This is a genomic window from Azospirillum lipoferum 4B (assembly GCF_000283655.1).
Lineage (GTDB): Bacteria > Pseudomonadota > Alphaproteobacteria > Azospirillales > Azospirillaceae > Azospirillum > Azospirillum lipoferum_C.
On record NC_016622.1, the window covers coordinates 1,942,154 to 1,960,434 of the forward strand.

Below are 18,281 nucleotides of genomic sequence, written 5' to 3' on the forward strand. Positions count from 1 at the left end.
ATGACCCCTGAATCCAAAGCGCGCCAAACCATCGACAGCCTGCTCGCCGCCGCGGGCTGGATGGTGCAGGAGCGTGAGGAGATGAACCTCGGCGCCGGGTTGGGGGTGGCGGTGCGGGAATATCCGTTGCCCGCCGGTCCCTGCGACTACCTGCTGTTCGTGGACCGCAAGGCCTGCGGCGTGATCGAGGCGAAGCCGGAGGGCGTGACCCTGACCGGCGTGGCGGAGCAGTCGGCCGGCTACATGGGTGCTTTACCCGCGCACCTGCAATCCTGGGCGCCCAACCTGCTGTTCGATTACGAGAGCACGGGGGCGGAGACGCTGTTCCGCGATCTGCGCGATCCGGAACCGCGGTCCCGCCGGGTCTTCGCCTTCCACCGGCCGGAGGCGCTGCTGGCGACTCTGGAGAAGGGCTCCAGCCTGCGCGCCCGGCTCCAGTCCCTGCCGCCGCTCGACCCCCGCGGCCTGCGCGCGTGCCAGGTCGAGGCAATCGAGGGGCTGGAGGCGTCTCTGAAGCGCGCGGACCCGCGGGCGCTGGTGCAGATGGCGACGGGGGCCGGCAAGACCTTCACCGCCTGCAACCTCGTCATGCGCCTGCTCGCCCACGCCGACATCGGGCGCGTCCTGTTCCTGGTCGATCGCAAGAACCTGGGCGACCAGACCAGGAAGGAGTTCCAGCGATTCCAACCGCCGGGCACCGGCAAGCTGTTCACGGAGCTGTACAACATCCAGCATCTCTCCGGCAGGCGGGTCGATCCGTCCAGCAGCGTCGTCATCTCCACCGTCCAGCGCCTCTACGCCACGCTGCGCGGCGAGGACATCGACGAGGAGCTGGACGAGACCTCCGGCTTCGAGCTGGGCGATCCGGCGGAGGAGCGGCCGGTCACCTACAACCCCGACATCCCCATCGAGACCTTCGACCTGATCATCGTCGATGAATGCCACCGCTCCATCTACGGGGTGTGGCGGCAGGTGCTGGATTACTTCGACGCCTTCGTCGTCGGGCTGACCGCCACGCCGTCGGGCCACACGCTGGGCTTCTTCAACCGCAACCTGGTGTCGGAATATCCCTACGAGCGGTCGGTGATCGACGAGGTGAACGTCGGCCACGAGATCTTCCGCATCCGGACGGAGCGCGGCGAGCAGGGCGGCCGGATCAAGGCCGGCTACAGCGTGCCCAAGCGCGACCGCCACACGAGGCGCGAGCGGTACGAGACGCTGGAGGCCGATCTCGCCTACACCAAGAAGGACCTCGACCGCTCCGTCCTCGTCCCCAACCAGATCCGCACGGTGCTGGAGGCCTATCGCGACGCGCTGCCGACCCAGCTCTTCCCCGGCCGCAAGGAGGTGCCGAAGACCCTGATCTTCGCCAAGGACGACCACCACGCGGAGGAGATCGTCAAGGCCGCCTGGGAGGTGTTCGGCAAGGGCAACGCCTTCGCCAAGAAGATCACCTACCGCGTCACCGGCACCGACCCCGCCCAGCTGATCAACGAGTTCCGCAACGAATACAACCCGCGCATCGCGGTGACGGTGGACATGATCGCGACCGGCACGGACATCAAGCCGCTGGAGGTGGTGATGTTCCTGCGCGACGTGCGGTCGGAGATCTATTACGAGCAGATGAAGGGCCGCGGCGCCCGCACCATCGGCTCCACCGAGCTGCGGCAGGTCACGCCCGACGCCGCCGTGAAGGACCGCTTCATCGTCATCGACGCCGTCGGCGTGTCGGAAAGCGCCAAGACCCCCTCCCAGCCGCTGGAACGCAAGCGCACCGTGCCGTTCGACACGCTGCTCGACCGCATCGCCGCCGGCGCGCGGACGGACGACGCGCTGTCCTCCCTCGCCGGCCGGCTGGCGAAGCTCAACGCCAAACTGCCGCCGGAGGAGCGCGCGCGGGTGGAGGCCGTCGCCGGCCGCGACCTGCACGCCATCGCCCGCACCCTGTTCGAGGCCACCGACGCGGACGCGGTGGAGGCGGAGGCGCGCCGGCGCGGCACCCTGTCCGATGCCGGCAAGGCCAGGGTGGCGGCGGACATGAAGGAGGCTGCGGCCCGCCTCTTCGACGACCCGCGACTGCGCAGGCTGCTGAAGGAGTTGCAGCACCAGTCGGAGCTGACCATCGACTGCATCTCCACCGACCGCGTCATCTCCGGCGGTTTCGAGGCCCGGCAGGCGGAGGAGAAGGTGGCCGCCTTCCGCCGCTTCCTGGAAGAGAAGGGGGACGAGTTGGCCGCCCTCCAAATCCTCTATGGCCGCCCCTACGCCGCCCGCCGCCTCACCTACGCCATGGTGGACGAGATGCGCGCCGCCATGACCCGACCGCCGTGGGAACTGGAGCCGCTGGCGATCTGGGCCGCCTATCAGCGGCTGGAGCGCGGCAAGGTGCGCGACCCGACGCCGGGCCGCGTGCTGGCCGACCTGATCGCGCTGACCCGCTTCGCGCTGGGCCTTACCGGAGAATTGCATCCGTTCTCGGTGGACGTGGAGCGGCAATTCAATCTATGGATCGGCCGCGAGAAGAAGGCCGGGCGCCCCTACACGGATGAGCAGATGAACTGGTTGCGGTTGTTCAGGGACCATATCGCGGTGAACGTCGAGATGACGCCCGCCGACCTGCAGGAGATCGGCCGCTTCGCCGAACGCGGCGGGCGCATCGCCGCCAACCGCCTGTTCGGCCGCGACCGCCTGCCGGCGCTGCTGGACGATCTGACCGAAACCCTGCAAGTGGCCTGACCCCATGACCGACGACACCGACACGCGGCCAGCCCTGCCGCCGGGCTGGGCGTGGGCGACGGTTGACGACTTCGCGGACCATTGCCTCGGCAAAATGCTGGACAAGGGCAAAAAGCGGCCGGGAAAGCCGTTGCCCTATCTGCGCAACATCAACGTCCGCTGGGGGCGCTTCGATCTCGGCGAACTGCTGGAGATGCCGTTCGAAGCCGGCGAGCTCGACCGCTACGGCATAGAGGACGGCGACATTCTGGTTTGCGAGGGCGGAGAACCCGGACGGTGCGCCGTGTGGCGGGCTGGTCCTACGGAAATCAAGCTCCAGAAAGCGTTGCATCGGCTGCGGTGCTTCGACAGCATTCTCCCGGAATACATCGCCTACCAAATCCAGTATTTGGCCGCCGGCCCTGCGCTGGAACAGTTCTTCACGGGAACGACCATCAAGCATCTTCCAGGCGTGGCCTTGAAGAAGGTACCGTACCGAATTGCTCCGATCGAAGAACAACGCCGCATCGTTGCCCGCATCGAGGAGCTGTTCGGCGAGATCGAAGCCGGCGAGCAGGAACTGGAGAAAGCGAACGAAGGGCTTTCCGCACTGCGCAGCGCGATGCTGAACGCGGCCGTCACCGGACAGTTGACGCGCGCATGGCGAGAGGCGAATCCGCCCGACGAGACCGGCGAGGACCTTCTCCGGAAATGCCTTTCCGAGCGCCGCAAGGCATGGGAACGGAATGAATTGGCCAAACTGAAGGCCAAAGGTGAGGTGCCCAAGGAAAATGCTTGGAAAGCACGGTATGTTGAGCCAATTGCACCCGATACAACCAAGCTCCCTGCATTGCCAACCGGCTGGGTTTGGGCCACTCTCGATCAATGCACAGTCTTTAAAGGAAATGGGATTTCCATCCCACCACGCAATGATCCTCCTGGCATACCGATTCTTCGCATTTCCGCGGTGCGCCCGCTATTCGTAGATTCTGATGATTACCGGTATTTGGCAAATACCGAGGCAACTGGCGCCGAAAAATTTCATGCTCACCCTGGGGATCTTCTTTTTACTCGCTACAATGGCTCGCCGAGTTTCGTAGGCGTTTGCGGCATATTGCGCAGCAAAAGAGCAATAATCTATCCAGATAAAATTATGCGAGCGCAGCCTATCGTGAGAAAATCCCGAGTATCTGATTGCATCGAGCTTTTCATTAACTGCGGGCATTCCAGGTCGTTTGTGAAGAGCCGCATTAGCACTTCGGCCGGTCAGCACGGAATCTCAGGATCATCGTTGCGCATGACGCCAATTCCGCTCCCGCCGTATTCTGAAATCGAAGTCATCATTAACTCGCTTTCCACTCTTTTCGAGCAATTGTCTGAAGGCGAAAGCTACATAGAAACTCAATCAAAGGCAGCCACCCGCCTCCGCCAATCCATCCTCGCCGCCGCCTTCTCCGGCAAGCTGGTGCCGCAGGATCCGAACGACGAGCCGGCCGAGGCGCTGCTGGCCCGCCTGCGCGCGGCCAAGGCCGGCGCTCCGGCTCCCAAGCGGCGCGGCCGGCCACCCGCCAAGGCCGCGACGGCCGACGCCGTGACCCGCCCCGCCGGCCGCCCCCGCGGGCGCCCGCGCAAGACCCCCGCCAAGGAGACCCCGGCGTGAGCAACGATTACTATTCGGCCCTGGTCGGCAAGGTCTGGAACTACGCCCATGTGCTGCGCGACGCGGGCGTGTCCTACGGCGACTATGTCGAGCAGATCACCTGCCTGCTGTTCCTGAAGATGGACGAGGAGCGGACGGACAATCTGGGCGAGCCGTCGATCCTGCCGGAGGGGTGCCGCTGGGCCGTGCTGAGGCCGCTGCGCGGGGAGAAGCTGGGGGACGCCTACGCCCGGATCCTCGCCACCCTCGCCCGCCGGGACGGGCTGCTCGGCACCATCTACCAGAAGGCGCGCAACGCCATCGAGGACCCGGCCAAGCTGGAGCGCCTGATCCGCCTAATCGACGGGGAGACGTGGCTGGGCCTGAACGTCGATGTGAAGGGCGCCATCTACGAAGGGTTGCTGGAGCGCAACGCGGCGGAGGTGAAGTCGGGCGCCGGCCAGTATTTCACCCCGCGCCCCCTGATCGACGCCATCGTGGAGGTGGTGGACCCGCAGCCCGGCCGCACCGTCTGCGACCCCGCCAGCGGCACCGGCGGCTTCCTGCTGTCCGCCCACGCCCATATGAAGACCCATCCCGCCGCCCGCGACCGCAGGATGGCGGAGAAGCTGCGCAAGGCGACCTTCACCGGCTACGACATCGTGCCGGGCGTGGTGCGTCTGGCCGCCATGAACCTCTATCTGCACGGCATCGGCGACGGCGCCTCCCCCATCCACCGCGCCGACGCGCTTCTGGCCGACCCCGGCACCCGGTGGAACTATGTGCTGACCAACCCGCCCTTCGGCCGCAAGCAGAGCTTCAAGGTCTTCACCGACGACGGCGAGATCGACACGGAGCGCGACGACTACCAGCGCCCGGACTTCACCGTCACCACCTCGAACAAGCAGCTGAACTTCCTCCAGCACGTCATGACCATCCTGAAGGAGGATGGCACGGCCGCCGTCGTGCTGCCCGACAACGTGCTGTTCGAGGCCGGGGCCGGCGAGCGGATCCGCCGCCGCCTGCTCGATTCCTTCGACTTCCACACCCTGCTGCGGCTGCCCACCGGCATCTTCTACAAGCCGGGCGTCAAGGCCAACGTCCTGTTCTTCGACAAGAAACCGGGGCGGGAGCAGCCCTGGACGCGGGCCTTGTGGGTCTACGACTTCCGCACCAACCAGCGTTTCACCTTGAAGGAACGGCCGCTGAAGCGCAGCCACCTCGACGACTTCGTCGCCGTCGCCAAGCTGTCGGAACGGGCGGCGCGCCAGCCCTCGGAACGCTTCCGCAGCTTCCCCTACGAGGAGCTGATCGGGCGCGACAAGCTGAACCTGGACCAGCTCTTCTGGCTGAAGGACTCCGCCCAGGACGACCCCGACAGCCTTCCACCCCCCGACGAGATCGCCGCCGAAATCGCCGAAAGCTTGGAATCCGCCCTCCAACGCTTCCGCAGCGTGGCGGCCCGCCTGGCGGGGGGGTGAGTGGGGGAATGGTGGGCGGCTACGCCGCCAGGAGGCAGAGCTCGTCCCGCACGGGAACGACCTTCAAGCACAGGACGCGACCGGGTTCGTGGGGAGATCGCCGCAACGCCGGGGGATTGCGATCGCTGACGTTGACCGTCGCGACGCCGTCCTTGAGGCTGAACTCGATCATGGCGTTCGCCTCGTATTTCCCGCGCCCCGCGGATGCGGCTTTGTCGAGCAGATCCTGGCACCGCTCGATGAACTCGATCTTGAACCGGCTCAGCGCTCGCTCGCCACCGGGAAGGGACAGCTTGGGAATTATGTCATCGACGAAGGTTTCGATGACGGTCTGGTCGAGCTTTCCAACGAAATGCTTGAGCACCTCCGGGGTGTTCCCACCCTGCCCTGACCGGTCCGGCCCGACGATCCATAGGATCTGCTCGACCTGAACCGCTCCGGGTTTCCCGGAGGCCCCGTTTCTTGAGAGGATTGAACCGCTCCGGGTTTCCCAGTCGCGATCCCGGTAGCCGTTGCGCTGGACCAGCCGCTCGGCTGACCGTTCGCCATGACCGGCGCCGGTCAGCCCCTGCACCTCCAACTCCATCAGCCGCTCGGCGGCAAAGCCGATCATCTCACGCAGAACATCGGCATCCGCGCCCTTCTCAAGCATCGCGCGAAGCGCCATCATCTCGTCGGTCATCGTGGTCACCCTTCGGTGGAGGTTGTGTTGTGGTGACCAGACTCTACCGAATAACCACGATGGGTCGCGCTGATCGCCGCGATGCGCAAGCTGATGGTCGCCGTCTGGACCGTCGCCAAACAGCGGCGCACCTGGTCGCCCTCACCACCTCAGGAGACGACCGCCTGAGCTCCAGCGGTCGGTCGCCCCGACCGACCCATGCCAAGCCATCGCCGGGCCGGACGGCGCGGGTCAAGGCCGCAGTCGCCGTAGGCGGGGGCGCGTCAGCGCCCGCCTTGACCCGGGGCGGCCGGTCTGGCCTCCAACCCGCTTTGCCGCTTCACAAACGCCGCGGTATCTATGGCGTCACCCCATGCCGCTTACCGTTCGGCACACGCCGCTTGGAGGATGTCGTGTCCGGTCAGCCAGCCGACCAGACTGGCCGCCCGTTGCGGACCGAGGGTGATCGACCAGTCGGCGATCAGGGCGCGTCGGTTGGTGACAGCCGGCAGGGCCGACATTAGCGGAGCCAGTTCCACCCCCGCCAGCCAGGCGACGGGGCGGCCGAGCGCGGGGTGGTGCAGGGCCACGCGCTCCTCCACGAAATCCCCGACCAGACAACTGGTCGTCGCCAACCGCGCTGTCGGGGCCAGGGTGAGCGGCTGGTCTGGGTACAGCACCGCCGAGTGCGGGGTGGGCGGGGCCGCCGGCAAGGCCGCCATCCTCCCGGACCGGCGATGCCAGAAGGTTCCGCGGCCGGAAGGAGCGTCGTCCGAGGGGCTGGCGACCGATTGCCGGGCGGCGGCGAAAAAGCCATCGGTCCAGCGCTGGTGCTGCTCGGCCCCATCCCGTACGTCGTCGGCATAGAAACGGTCGGCCAATGCCGCCGCCTCGGGCCGGCGCAGGCGGGTGTTGAGGACGATGGCCGCCGCCAGGGCGGTGCGAATCGCCTTCTGGACGCCGCTGGACGACAGGGGGTCCAGCGCCATCGCCGCGTCGCCGACGGCGATCCAGCCGGGGCCGCTCACCGCATCGGCGCGATAGGCGGTGGCGTCCACCGCCCGCACCGGCCCGACCGGCGTCGCCGCCGCGAAATCCCCCAGCAGGGGCGAGGCCGCAAGCAGGCGGCGTAGAAAGGCCTCCAAGCCCGCCCGCCGGGGCGTCGCGTCGGGATCGATGAAGACCAGGGTGGAAAACAACCCATCCTCGCGCGGCAGGCCCCAGGCCCAATGCTCCGGCCCGGTGTCGATGCAGGGAAGGTCGGGGAAAGCCGGCCCCTGCCAATCGGCGTACAGCGCCAGCGTCGCCGGTCCGCAGGCTGTCCGCGCGCGTGCCAGCAGACCGGCCCGCCCGGTCGCGTCCACCAGCGTCGCGACGGAGACCCGCCGTTCGCCCGCGGCGTCGCCGATTGCCAGAATCCAGCCCTCGGGGGTCGGGTGGCGGTCGATCAGAACGGCGGGGCACAGCAGCCGAACACCGACCCCCGCGGCGGCCCCACGCAGAAGCCCGTCGAAGCGGCCACGATCGATCAGCAGCGGCGGATCCTGCGGGATGAGGCGGTCCTCCGCCTCCACCCCCTGCCACCGTACCCGCGAGCGGGGAGCCGGGCGGGCGCCGCACAGCCGCAACATCCCGTCCAGCCCAAGCTGGGCCAGTTGCAGCCGCACCCCCGGCGTCAGCGATTGGCCGGACTGCCGCCGGGGCTGACTGCTGCGCTCCAGCAGCAGCACGCGCCAGCCCAGCTGGGTCAGCCGGATGGCGAGCGCGCAGCCTGCCGGGCCGGCTCCAACCACTGCGATGTCGGCGTCCAGGGTCACGGCGCCGCCGTCGCGGCGGGCGGTCCGGCGAACCAATCCGGGCGGGCGTCCGACAGGCGCAGATAGGTTTCCAGGCAATAATGCAGCCAGCCGCGCACGTAATCGCAGGAGGTGCGGCCGCCGCCCAGCACCTCGTGATGGCAGCCGCCGCCGCACAGATAGCGCGCCCAGCAGGACCGGCAGGGTTCCTGGCGATGGACATGGCGGTCGCGCAGCCACTCCGCCTGCCGGGCGGCGTCGACTCCGGTGGTCAGGTCGCCCATCGCCCCGGCCTCGTCCTCCACGAAGCGATGGCAGGCCGAGAGATCACCGTCCGCCGACACGCCGAGATAGCCGGCCCCGGCTCCGCAGGGGTAGGGGCGGTGGGTGCCGCGATGGATTTCCCGCAGGGCGTTCACCAGATTGGCGAAGGGATAGCGCCGCCCGGCCATCACCGCCGCCTCGAACGCCGCCCCGCAGGCGATCATCTGATCCAGCATGACCAGCAGAGCGTCCCCGTCCATCTCGTTGCGTCCGGCCACATTCCGTCCGGCTGAGGCGCGCAGCAGGGGCGAGAATCCCACCGAATGGAAGCCGTCGGCGATGAAGCGGTCCAGCGTATCGGGCAGATCGAGATTGTCCGGCGTCACCGTCACCCGCGCCGACACCTGCATCCGCCGCTGACGCTTCAGCAGCGGGGCGACGTTGGCCATGATGCGGTCGAAGCTGCCGCGCCCATCCTTGAAGGGCCGCAAGCGGTCGTGCCGGTCCGCCGGGCCGTCCAGGCTGACGGTGACGGCGAAACCGAACTCTTCGAAGAAATCGCCGTCTTCCGGGATCACCAGCGTGCCGTTGGTGGTGATGGAGCCGTTGACCCGCACGTCGCGTTGCGCCGCCAGGGCGAAGGCATGGCGGGTCGCCGCCTGGATCACCGGGCGGTTGACCAGCGGTTCCCCGCCCATGAAGGCCAGGGTCACCCGCCCTCCCTCCGGCGCGCCGTTCACCAGCCGCTCGACCGCCGCCAGGGCGGTGTCCAGCGGCATCCGGCGCGGCGCCTTGCCGAAGCTGCCCTGACCGGCATAGCAATAGCCGCAGCCCAGATTGCACGCCTGCGAGACCGCCAGCGACAGCGCGTGCAGCGGCGGATCGGCGACCGGCTGGTCGTCGATCAGGGGCGGTCCGTCCAACCCCAGCTCGGCCAGAAGCCCGGCGAGCCGCCCGTTGGCCGTCGCCTGTTCCAAGCGGATCCTCAGGTCGGAATCGATGCGGAACAGGCGGCTGCCATCGACCAGGAACAAATGATCGTCCCCGTCCCTCCCCACCAGATGAAGGGCGTCCGACCGCGGAGCCGACGCCGCCACCAGCGCGGCGGCGTCGGAGTGACAGTGGTCCGCCGCGCTTGCGATGGCAGGGGCAAAACGGGGCCTTGCGGTCATGCCTTGTCCTTCGGGAAAGGCAGGGGGATCTCGTCCGGGGCATCGTGCCCCGCAAGCTGGAACTTCAGCGCCTCTTCCCAATTCTGGAACAGGTCGTCATAGGTGATCATCCGGCTGTCTTCGTAATTGTCGATGACGTACGTGCCGGTGCGTTCCTTCTGCATCCAGTTGTCGCCGCGCACCTCGCCGGTGGGCGTGACCTCGGCGTTCACGAAATCGGGACGGCTGGAGGCCCAGTAATAGCAGACGCACTCCCGGTAATCGTTCTGCCAGGGCGAGCACAGGCCCTGGGTCATCACCCCGGCGGGAACCGTGGCCGGTTCGATCGCCGCCGTGTTGGCGGTGAAGAAGGGACGGACCTGGAACTGGATGGCCTGGACGTTGCGGTCCTTCACCGCCTGTTCGTAGGAAATCCGCTCCTCCTGCGGGCGGGCGGTGAACTCGCAGGACACGGATTGGCCGGCCTTGCGCAGCACCTCGGCGAAGCCGTTCGACCATTCCATGGTGATGACGCCGGCAGGGTAGTCCTCCGACGTCAGCAGCTCCGTGGTGGTCAGGTCGGTGGAGGGGCCGATCACCTTGGTGATGACCGGCTTGCCGTCGACCCGCAGCAGACGCCGCCCCTTCATCGCGGCGAAGGCGGGTTCGGTCGCAATGACCAGATTGTCATGTTCCAGCAGGGTGACGCCAACCAGCAGCGTCCGCCACGCCGCCCGGAAGTCGAACTCCAGACCGGGGCAGGTGTTGCCGATGGTGGTGTCGAGCGTCGCCGGCGGCGGGTTCCCCGCCGGCCGGTAATGCAGTTGGGCCGACAGGTTCCGGGGGTCGAGGACCGTGGGCCGTTTGTTCTGGTCGCTCATCACTTCACATCCTTCGAGCCGTCAGGACGGAACAGCGCGCTTTCCGCCGCCTTGCGGAAGAAGCTGATCTGGCGGCGGGTCAGGGTCATGTAACGCCCCTCCGCCCCGCTCATCAGGGCCGGCATCTTGCGTCGTCCCAGCGGCGTCAGATCGCCGATCTCTTCCGGCTGGCGCAGCAGGCGCAGGAACCAACTGGGAACCGACGCCCGCATGGTGGTCAGCACCTGCTGGTGCAGGCGCGTCACCGCCAGCGTGTCGGTGTTTTCGGTGGCGACCGCCGGCTGGGAGGGACGACGGGCGTCGATGGCGTCGTTCACCGGCATGTTGTCCGCCAGGTTGGGACGACCCTTCACCAGATTGTTGTTCAGCACCGGCACGTTCATGAAGCGGACGGTTTCGAAGGCCCGCCGCATGATCTCCTCCGTCCGCTGCAACGTCACCTCGTGCGGCTCGTTGGGATCGACGGTCGGCCCCAGCAACGCCTGCTCCAGATCGTCGGCCAGGGTGCGCGGGAAGCCGGCGTCGAGCACGAAGTTGTGCGGGGCCGAGGCGATGCGGGCGGTGGCCGTCAGGGTCGGCTTGCCGGCGATGCCAACCGTCACGATGCCGTCGCAGGTATCGTCCAGATAGCCCCGGCTGACGATGTCCCCCTGATTGATCCAGACGGGGGCCGGCGGCTCGATGGCGTAAAGCGTCGGTCCCAGCGTTTCCGGTGTCTTCTGCTTGCCGTTGGCGTCGCGGTTGCGCCAGCCGTACCAGCCCACCCCCTTGGCCGGGGCGTAGATCCGGTTCGCCGGAGGAACGGAGGGATCGTTCTGCCCCGCCGGGCCATAGACGCCGCCCTTGCCCGGCGTGAAGCGCAGGCGAATTTGCGGGAAGTCCGCGGTCGGCTTGATATAGCGGACCCATCCCAGGCTGATGGCGCTGTTCGGGGTGAAATTCGCCGCCGTGCCGCGCAGCTCATAATTGGCATGGTCGCTGAAGGGCTTCGGTGCCGCCACCACATCGTCCTTGGGGTCGGCGGTGCGGCGGAACACCTTGCTGTTCTTCACCTGGATGGTCCAGACCACGCTTTGGGCCGTCAGGCCGTTGGCGGTCAGCAGGCTGGTCGTCAACGGCTCCATCCGGTCGGCCGCCGTGATCGCCCAAACCTCCAGGAAGGGTGAGACCGGGCGGATCTTCCCGCCGTCGCGCAGCCGCAGCGTGTCGGGAACGTAGGACCGGACGATGTTCCCCGACGTCGGATCGACCAGAAAGGTCTCCTCGCCCGCGAGATGGCGGTAGCCCAACGGATCGTTCGGGTCGGGCTGCACCGAATAATTGTCCATCGGCGTGTCCGAGGACCCCAGACGGCCGAAGGCGATGGGCGGCAGAATGCGCAGGCCCAGGATGGTTATGGGTTGCGAGGTCATTCCGCCCCCTTGGTCAGAGTGAAGCGCGCGATCAGGCCGTTGACCATCGTCAGGGTGTTGCGGTCCATGGCGCTCAGATGGGTGAGGTAGGCGCGCTCCGCCTGATTCGAGTCGCCGTCGAGCAGCCAGGAGGTGATCGACTGCGACGCCTCCAGAATGTCGGCGTAGAGCAGCCAGCGATCCAGTTCCGCCGCCGGAAGCTGGGTTCCGTAGGGCATCTGGAAGGGCGGCCCGGCGCGCTTGGGATCCCGGCGGGAGTCGCGGGGCGACCGCACCAGAATGTTGGCGATGGCCTTCAGATTGTACATTTCGCCGAAGCACATGTGGTTCAGCGTGCCGCGCAGCCCCGGCGTTCCGCTGCAATCGGCGTGGCGACGGGTTTGCAGGGTATGGCCGAGCGAGGTCAGCAACAGCCGGTAGCGCAGATTGAACAGCTTGGCCCAGCGGTTCGAGCGGGCGTCGGCGATGTAGGTGGAGGTTCCGGGATCCCGCCGCTCGTCCACCCGGATCTCGGTGGGGTTGACCGGGATGCGGGCCGCCGGGTTGGCGTCGATCCCCAGGGTCAGCCATTCCTTGTAGATGGCGAAGAAGCGTTCGAAATGCGATTTCGCCTCCTGCGACGGGGTCTTGGAGGCGGGGGGCGTGGTATCGGGGCTTTCCCCCTGATGCGCCACCAGTTTCAGGGCCGCCGCCGCTTCGTCACGGGTCGCCAGCGGTTCGATGATCATCTGGGCGTCGCCGGTGCGGTTGCCGCGCCGCAATTCCGGATTGTCGCGGTAAACGGCATCCCGTTCCTGGAGCGGCGACGGGAAATACTTGGCCCATTCGGCCTCTTGCGCCTGCAAAGCGTAACGGTTGTCGTTGAAGTGCCAGTCGGGCAGCCGGTCGGGATCCTCCAGGATGGCGAGAACCGCGTTGAACAGCGCCCCGACCCGGTTCACGCCGACGGGCTTTTCCGCCGTCGGGGTATAGCCCAGATAGGCGTTCAGATCGGCCAGCAGCCGCCGCTTGACATAGGCGTCGTCAGTCGGCGAGCCGGTGTCGCCCGCCGCCGCCGGGATGACGCCGTCCAACCAACCCTTGGGCATCTCCGCCACGACATAGGCGGCGAGCGACCCGCGGCTCAACGGTTCCAGCTTGATCGGGAACGGGTAGAACTGGCTGTCCCACGGAAAATCCTCCCGCGACAGGCACAGCGGCGCGCCCAGCAGCGACAGAACGTTCTGCACCATCACCAGATGGCCCATCTCTTCCTTGGCGATGGCGAGGATTTCCTCCTGCCAGCCCGTCAGTGCCTTGCGCCGGCGGTCGCGCGTGGCCGCGTCCAGGTTGGCCGGCAAATCCACGTCCGCCAGTGAATAGGCGGCGTAGAGATAGGCCACCATCAGCCCATGTTCGATGGCCGCGTCGATATGCAGAAGCTTGATGAGCTGGTCGCGCCACGTCGTCGTGGTCGGATCGCCGATCTCCACCATCTCCCCCAGCGGGGTGGAGGTGAAGCGGATGCCACCGAGCGGGTTGCTCCAGGATGATGGGGTGGCAGGAGTGGACACGGTCAAACCTCCCTGAGCACCGGGGCGCGGCTACAGGCGCTTCAACTGGTTGCCAATAGAATACAAAAGCAACCAGAGGGTCATGTTTCCGCGCTTAAGGCTCGACATATGATGATATTTGTGGAGCGCTTTCTCTTTATGGTTATATTGATCATCGAATATGCGCAACAGCAATCATTTGATTGGCGCATAGTGCAATTTTAAATTGTTTTTCGGGAGGGAGATCCATGAAGTGTATCCTCCGTGTCTTGGGCGTCGGTGCAGTCGCGTCGCTGTTGGCGGGGACGGCGTTGGCGCAGAGTGCGCCTGGCCCCTGCGGCCAATTCAAGATCACCAACGAAATCAGCGGCCCCGGAAAGAAAACGATTTCCGTGGACATTCTGTTCGGCAATCAGTGGCTGAAGACCCGCCCCATCGCCATGAAGTTCGGCGAACAGGCGCAGACCGCGGTGCAGTTCCCCGACACGGCCGGTTGCACCATGGCGTACAACGTGCTGGTCGATCAGCAGGTATATGGAACCGGGATCACGAATTTCTGCTCCCTGATCCGTTTTCGCGTGCTGCCCACCGGGGCCGAACCGATGCTGGACACCACCGGCGCGAGTTGCCCCGGCGGTTGAAAGGGCGACTCGACCGATCGTTATGGGGGGCCTGCGATTCTCCAATCGCCGGTCAACAATCCTCCGGTCGCCTCTTGTCGGACGGAATTGAAGTGGCCGCGTTCCGCCTCGGTTGCAGAGGGCCGCCAACCAGCCTACAGCGGTGAGAATGCGGTCATGAAGGGGAACCGGGAGGGTCTGGAAGACGGAACCTGTCCGCCGAGCCCGGTTCGAGTCCGGTGATCCTGGCACCACTTGTCCGGAGATCCTGGGCAGTAATCCGACCGTTTCCGCGATTTCCGGCTCCTGTCCAGCAATCCTGGAAAACCGACACCGGCCGTGGGTTACTCAGGCGCTACGACGTGGGCAATCACCGCGCCAACGACGATTATCGCTTGTCCGAGATGGTAAAGGGGTGCCTGTCCGGGACCGATGCCGTCGATCCGGCCCGCAGCCTGTGCCGGGCCATCGCCGGAGCACTACTGACGTCCTGGCAGACCGTACATGATTTCCAGGATACTGCTCTGGCCCTAGCTTCCCTACAGCCGGGCACCTTCCTCGACGTGTTCGTCGGGAACGAAAGGGACGACGCGACGGCTGACCCTTACCGTTTCTCCCACAGGACTTTTCGCAATCCTCTGCTCGCTATTCCCAAATAGTCGCTTCTGGCGTGGGCGGACGGTGATCCGGCTGAGCGCATTCCTCGGCTTGCGGCGCACCTTGGGACGTTCGAGCGCATCGCTTTCGATGAAGTCAGGGAAGACGATGGTTCGATTTCCCTCGCGGCGACCCTGCTCGACCACGCCCCCGACAAGGCCGCCGTTCTCACCGCATTCGAACCAACATTGATGCCCAGCGGTTGGTCGGGCAATCTGTCCGATGAACTGGAAATCCGGCGTAATCGGTTGAGCCCGCTGCTGGCTCACGCCGATGCTGCCGCCAAGGCCTGGGCGGAAGAGGCCGACCGGACCCTCGCGAATGCGGCGGATGCCGCACGCCGGGACGAGCAGCAACGCGCCCGGCGGGAACAGTCCTTTGAATAGTGGGGTCACGCCCGATCCGCCTGCTTCGCACCCTGCACCTTGATGGTGATGAGCCGTTCGGCCCAGAGCTCCAGCGCCTGTCGGCGCTCCGTCAGGTAGGTGTGCCGATTGTAAACCGCCGCGACGCCTCGAATGGTTCCCTGGACGTGGTTGAGAACCCGGTCGGCGACATGCGGCGCGATCCCCATCTGGGCCATTCCGGTGGTCGCGGTCCGGCGAATATCGTGAAAGCGCCATTCCGGCAGCGTGACAACTGCGTCGGGGTTCTCACCCCGCTCCTCAGCCTCCTTGCGCAGAACGCTCAGCATGGCAGCGTCGAGCCGCCTCTTGGCGCGGCTGAAGCCGGAGATCGGGGTGGCGCCTGTGGTGGTGAACACGAAGTCGGAATGAGCCAGCCGCGGCAATGAACGGATCAGGTCCACCGCTGCAGGCGACAGGGGGACGTGGTGAGCCTGGCCGTTCTTTGCCCGCTCAGCCGGAAGCGTCCACAAGGCCGCATCCAGATCGAGTTCCGACCATCGCATTCCCGCCACCTCGTTGAGGCGCTGGGCCGTCAGCAGGAGCAGGATCACGAAGGGACCGAACGGCCAGTCCAGGGTTTCGGCGGCGAGTCGGAGCACCCGCACTTCATCGTCCGACAGTACCCGGTCACGATCCCGTTCCGGCATCGGTGGCCGGACGCCAGTGCACGGCGATGCGGCGATGAGATCGCGGGAGACGCACCAGTTGAAGAACTTGCGGACATAGGCGAACACCCGGTTGGCCCGCATCGGCACTCCCCGGTCGACGATCCGGTCGAGCATGGCAATGATGTCGCGCCGTTCGACGCGGTCGATCACCCGGCTGCCCCAGTATGGCAGCACCTCGTTCTTGAAGGCGCCGCGATACTCCGTTTCGACGCGCGTCAGGCTGACATGCCGCTGCATGAACGTTTCGAAGACGGCAGCAACGGTGAGCGTGGCGTCAGGTGTTCGTGCCGCCTTTTTCTCGGTCTGCGGATCCTCCCCTTCGGCGACACGGCGCAGCAGCCGTTCGGCTTCGTTTCGGGCAAGCTCAGGCGTCCACGGGGAGCCGTGCTTGCCAATGGTGTAGCGACGGCTCTGACCTTCGCGATTTCGGTATTGCAGAACGTAGACTTTACCGCCGCTGGCGGTCACCTTGAGGCCGAACCCCTTGATGTCTTTATCCCATATGAACGTGTCGCCGGTCCCCGGCTGGGCCGCATCGACGGTTCGCTTGGTGAGCCTGGTCGCCATGATGCTTCCACCTTCGCCGCTGCCCGCCAGTAAGCACCCAGTAAGCAGCAGCAAGAGAGTCGCGGGCAACTGCGGAAAAGTATGGAGTAGACAATGCGTTGAATTATCTAGATAAATAGCACCACGGCGTGCTTTGGAGAGCTTTCGGATAGCAGGAGCAGGGGAATCATAATCCCTTGGTCGGGGGTTCAAATCCCTCCGCTGCTACCATCGTTGCAGTCCTCCCGACTGCACTGGAAGCCCCGCCCAGATAATCCTGGGCGGGGCTTATCAGTTTTTCGATCAGCCCGAACGCCTTGACTTGGGTCTGGCCCCGCCGCTCCCCGGGATGCACATCGATGCGGGCGATCAGAGCCCGGACAGCGTTCATCGCTTCCTGCCGCGCGTCGTCGTTCACGAAGGCGTCCTCGCCCAGCGACTCGACCTGCTGCCGGTAGGAGTCGATCGTCGCCGTGGGGAACTCGACCACGCCGCCGGCCTTCGCCTCCATCCTGACGATGGTGGCGAGCTCGGCCTCCGCCGCGCCCTTCTCCTCCTCGAGCGAGGCCAGCTTCTGGCGCATGGTCGCGCTCGCGACGCCGTCCGCGATCGCGTTGACGATGTTGTCGATCTGCCGCGTGAGCTTCCCGAGGCGCGCGGCGATGTCCTCGCGCCCGCGCTGCCCCTCCTTCTCCAGGCGCCGACGCTCCTCGCCGTAGACCTTCACGAAGAGAGCGACGGACGCGGACGACAGGAGGCGGCTCTTGATGCCGACGATGACCCGCTCCTGAAGGTCGCCGACGCGGATCGTCCGGTTGTTCGTGCAGGTTCCCGACTCCCGGTACGTGGAGCAGGCGAGCTGGTCCTTGGACTTGACGGTGTAGGACCCGCCGCAGCAGCCACAGCGGACCAGCCCGGAGAGGAGGTGCTTCGGCCGGCGGGCGTGCTCCGCTCCCCGCCGATTGGCGAAGCCGGCCTTGACCGCCTGCACCCGGTCCCACTGCTCGTCCGTCACGATCCGAAGTCCGGGAACTTCGGTGATCGTCCAGGACTCGGGCTTGTTCAGCCGGGGCACGTGCTTGCCCGTGTCGGGATCCTTGTCCATCCGCAGGCGGTTGTAGATCAGGAACCCGATGTACGCTTCGTTGTAGAGAATACCGTTCCGTCGGGCGGCGTTCCCGTTGATCGTCGACGCGTTCCACGTCTTGCCCTCCGGCGAGGGAATGCCGCGGCTGTTCAGATCCTTCGCGATCGCCCGGGGGCTGAACCCCAAGGCGACCTTGTCGAATATTTCCCGGATGACAGCGGCCTGCTGCTCGTTCACGCGCCGCTTGCCGCGAACGGGCTCTCCCTTTTCGTCGAATTCCCGCACCACGTCGTAGCCATAGCTCAGGCCGGCGGGGACGCTGCCCGCCTTCGCCCGTCCCTCTTGTCCGCGACGCACCTTGGTGGCGAGATCACGCAGGAACAGGGCGTTCATCGTGCCCTTGACGCCGATGTGCAGCTCGGAAATGACCCCTTCCTGCACCGTGTCGATGACGATTCCGTGATGCTTGAGGCGCTTGAAGATCGCCGCGATGTCCTCCTGATCGCGCGACAGGCGATCCAGACCCTCGGTGATGACGGTGTCGAAAAGGCCAGCCTTCGCATCCTCGAGCAGCTTCTGCGCCTGAGGACGGGTCTTCAGGTGAGAGCCGGAGATCGCGTAGTCGGGGTAGACGTCCACAATCGTTCCGCCGTGCCGCTCCGCATGCTGCCGACAGATACGGACTTGGTCCTCGATCGACCGTTCATGCTGATTGTCGGAGGAGTAGCGTGCGTAGATCGCGGCTTTCATGCTGGTCTTGTCCT

Annotated in this window: 12 protein-coding genes and 1 pseudogene; 4 read left to right on the top strand and 9 right to left on the bottom strand. The window is 66.2% G+C overall.

Annotation, left to right across the window (positions count from 1 at the left end; all coding sequences use genetic code 11):
* From AZOLI_RS08925 to AZOLI_RS08935, 3 genes are read left to right on the top strand one after another with little or no spacing between them, the layout of a single operon-like run.
* Positions 1–2,736: a type I restriction endonuclease subunit R gene (locus AZOLI_RS08925; RefSeq protein ID WP_014248288.1), complete on the top strand. Its 2,736-nt coding sequence runs from the start codon at positions 1–3 to the stop codon at positions 2,734–2,736.
* Between the two features lie 4 nt (positions 2,737–2,740).
* Positions 2,741–4,375, top strand: a complete 1,635-nt coding sequence (locus tag AZOLI_RS32425) for a restriction endonuclease subunit S (RefSeq protein WP_014248289.1) — start codon at positions 2,741–2,743, stop codon at positions 4,373–4,375.
* Positions 4,372–5,835, top strand: coding sequence for an HsdM family class I SAM-dependent methyltransferase (locus AZOLI_RS08935; RefSeq protein WP_014248290.1), 1,464 nt, complete (start codon positions 4,372–4,374; stop codon positions 5,833–5,835). The genes AZOLI_RS32425 and AZOLI_RS08935 overlap by 4 nt, the downstream gene beginning before the upstream one ends.
* A 469-nt stretch (positions 5,836–6,304) precedes the next feature.
* Here the strand turns inward: AZOLI_RS08935 and AZOLI_RS31050 are convergent.
* The 6 genes and pseudogenes from AZOLI_RS31050 to AZOLI_RS08965 all read right to left on the bottom strand — a co-directional run.
* A pseudogene (locus AZOLI_RS31050) lies at positions 6,305–6,517 on the bottom strand (transposase); the annotation flags it as partial.
* Positions 6,518–6,876: 359 nt separating this feature from the next.
* A complete protein-coding gene (gene qhpG / locus AZOLI_RS08945) occupies positions 6,877–8,349 on the bottom strand; it encodes a flavin-dependent monooxygenase QhpG (RefSeq protein WP_244442464.1) in 1,473 nt (490 codons plus the stop codon).
* The gene (locus tag AZOLI_RS08950) at positions 8,310–9,728 is read right to left on the bottom strand and encodes a radical SAM/SPASM domain-containing protein (RefSeq protein WP_014248292.1); all 1,419 of its coding nucleotides are present in this window, start codon (positions 9,726–9,728) and stop codon (positions 8,310–8,312) included. The genes qhpG and AZOLI_RS08950 overlap by 40 nt, the downstream gene beginning before the upstream one ends.
* Positions 9,725–10,588: a hypothetical protein gene (locus AZOLI_RS08955; RefSeq protein ID WP_014248293.1), complete on the bottom strand. Its 864-nt coding sequence runs from the start codon at positions 10,586–10,588 to the stop codon at positions 9,725–9,727. Before AZOLI_RS08955 ends, AZOLI_RS08950 begins: the two co-directional genes overlap by 4 nt.
* Positions 10,588–12,000 (bottom strand): hypothetical protein, encoded by a 1,413-nt coding sequence (locus AZOLI_RS08960; protein ID WP_014248294.1) that lies wholly within the window; start codon positions 11,998–12,000, stop codon positions 10,588–10,590. Before AZOLI_RS08960 ends, AZOLI_RS08955 begins: the two co-directional genes overlap by 1 nt.
* Positions 11,997–13,553 carry a ferritin-like domain-containing protein gene (locus tag AZOLI_RS08965; RefSeq protein ID WP_014248295.1) on the bottom strand — a complete coding sequence of 519 codons (1,557 nt, stop codon included), beginning with the start codon at positions 13,551–13,553 and terminating at the stop codon, positions 11,997–11,999. Before AZOLI_RS08965 ends, AZOLI_RS08960 begins: the two co-directional genes overlap by 4 nt.
* 227 nt (positions 13,554–13,780) lie before the next feature.
* On the opposite strand from AZOLI_RS08965, the gene AZOLI_RS08970 reads away from it, so the two are divergent.
* Positions 13,781–14,173, top strand: coding sequence for a hypothetical protein (locus tag AZOLI_RS08970; protein WP_162488041.1), 393 nt, complete (start codon positions 13,781–13,783; stop codon positions 14,171–14,173).
* A gap of 518 nt (positions 14,174–14,691) precedes the next feature.
* Here the strand turns inward: AZOLI_RS08970 and AZOLI_RS32430 are convergent.
* From AZOLI_RS32430 to AZOLI_RS31055, 3 genes are all read right to left on the bottom strand, one after another.
* On the bottom strand, positions 14,692–15,204 hold the full coding sequence (locus tag AZOLI_RS32430) for a hypothetical protein (protein WP_162488042.1): 513 nt from the start codon (positions 15,202–15,204) through the stop codon (positions 14,692–14,694).
* On the bottom strand, positions 15,201–16,451 hold the full coding sequence (locus AZOLI_RS08985; RefSeq protein ID WP_014248300.1) for a tyrosine-type recombinase/integrase: 1,251 nt from the start codon (positions 16,449–16,451) through the stop codon (positions 15,201–15,203). The genes AZOLI_RS32430 and AZOLI_RS08985 overlap by 4 nt, the downstream gene beginning before the upstream one ends.
* A gap of 166 nt (positions 16,452–16,617) precedes the next feature.
* Positions 16,618–18,267: a recombinase family protein gene (locus tag AZOLI_RS31055; protein WP_014248301.1), complete on the bottom strand. Its 1,650-nt coding sequence runs from the start codon at positions 18,265–18,267 to the stop codon at positions 16,618–16,620.
* Positions 18,268–18,281: the final 14 nt, after the last annotated feature.

Excerpts from the sequence above, each read along its gene's own strand:
- AZOLI_RS32425 (WP_014248289.1), top strand. The coding sequence starts at position 2,741 with ATGACCGACGACACCGACACGCGGCCAGCCCTGCCGCCGGGCTGGGCG.
- AZOLI_RS08925 (WP_014248288.1), top strand. The coding sequence starts at position 1 with ATGACCCCTGAATCCAAAGCGCGCCAAACCATCGACAGCCTGCTCGCC.
- AZOLI_RS08985 (WP_014248300.1), bottom strand. The coding sequence starts at position 16,451 with ATGGCGACCAGGCTCACCAAGCGAACCGTCGATGCGGCCCAGCCGGGG.
- AZOLI_RS08955 (WP_014248293.1), bottom strand. The coding sequence starts at position 10,588 with ATGAGCGACCAGAACAAACGGCCCACGGTCCTCGACCCCCGGAACCTG.
- AZOLI_RS08950 (WP_014248292.1), bottom strand. The coding sequence starts at position 9,728 with ATGACCGCAAGGCCCCGTTTTGCCCCTGCCATCGCAAGCGCGGCGGAC.
- AZOLI_RS31055 (WP_014248301.1), bottom strand. The coding sequence starts at position 18,267 with ATGAAAGCCGCGATCTACGCACGCTACTCCTCCGACAATCAGCATGAA.
- AZOLI_RS08960 (WP_014248294.1), bottom strand. The coding sequence starts at position 12,000 with ATGACCTCGCAACCCATAACCATCCTGGGCCTGCGCATTCTGCCGCCC.
- AZOLI_RS08970 (WP_162488041.1), top strand. The coding sequence starts at position 13,781 with ATGAAGTGTATCCTCCGTGTCTTGGGCGTCGGTGCAGTCGCGTCGCTG.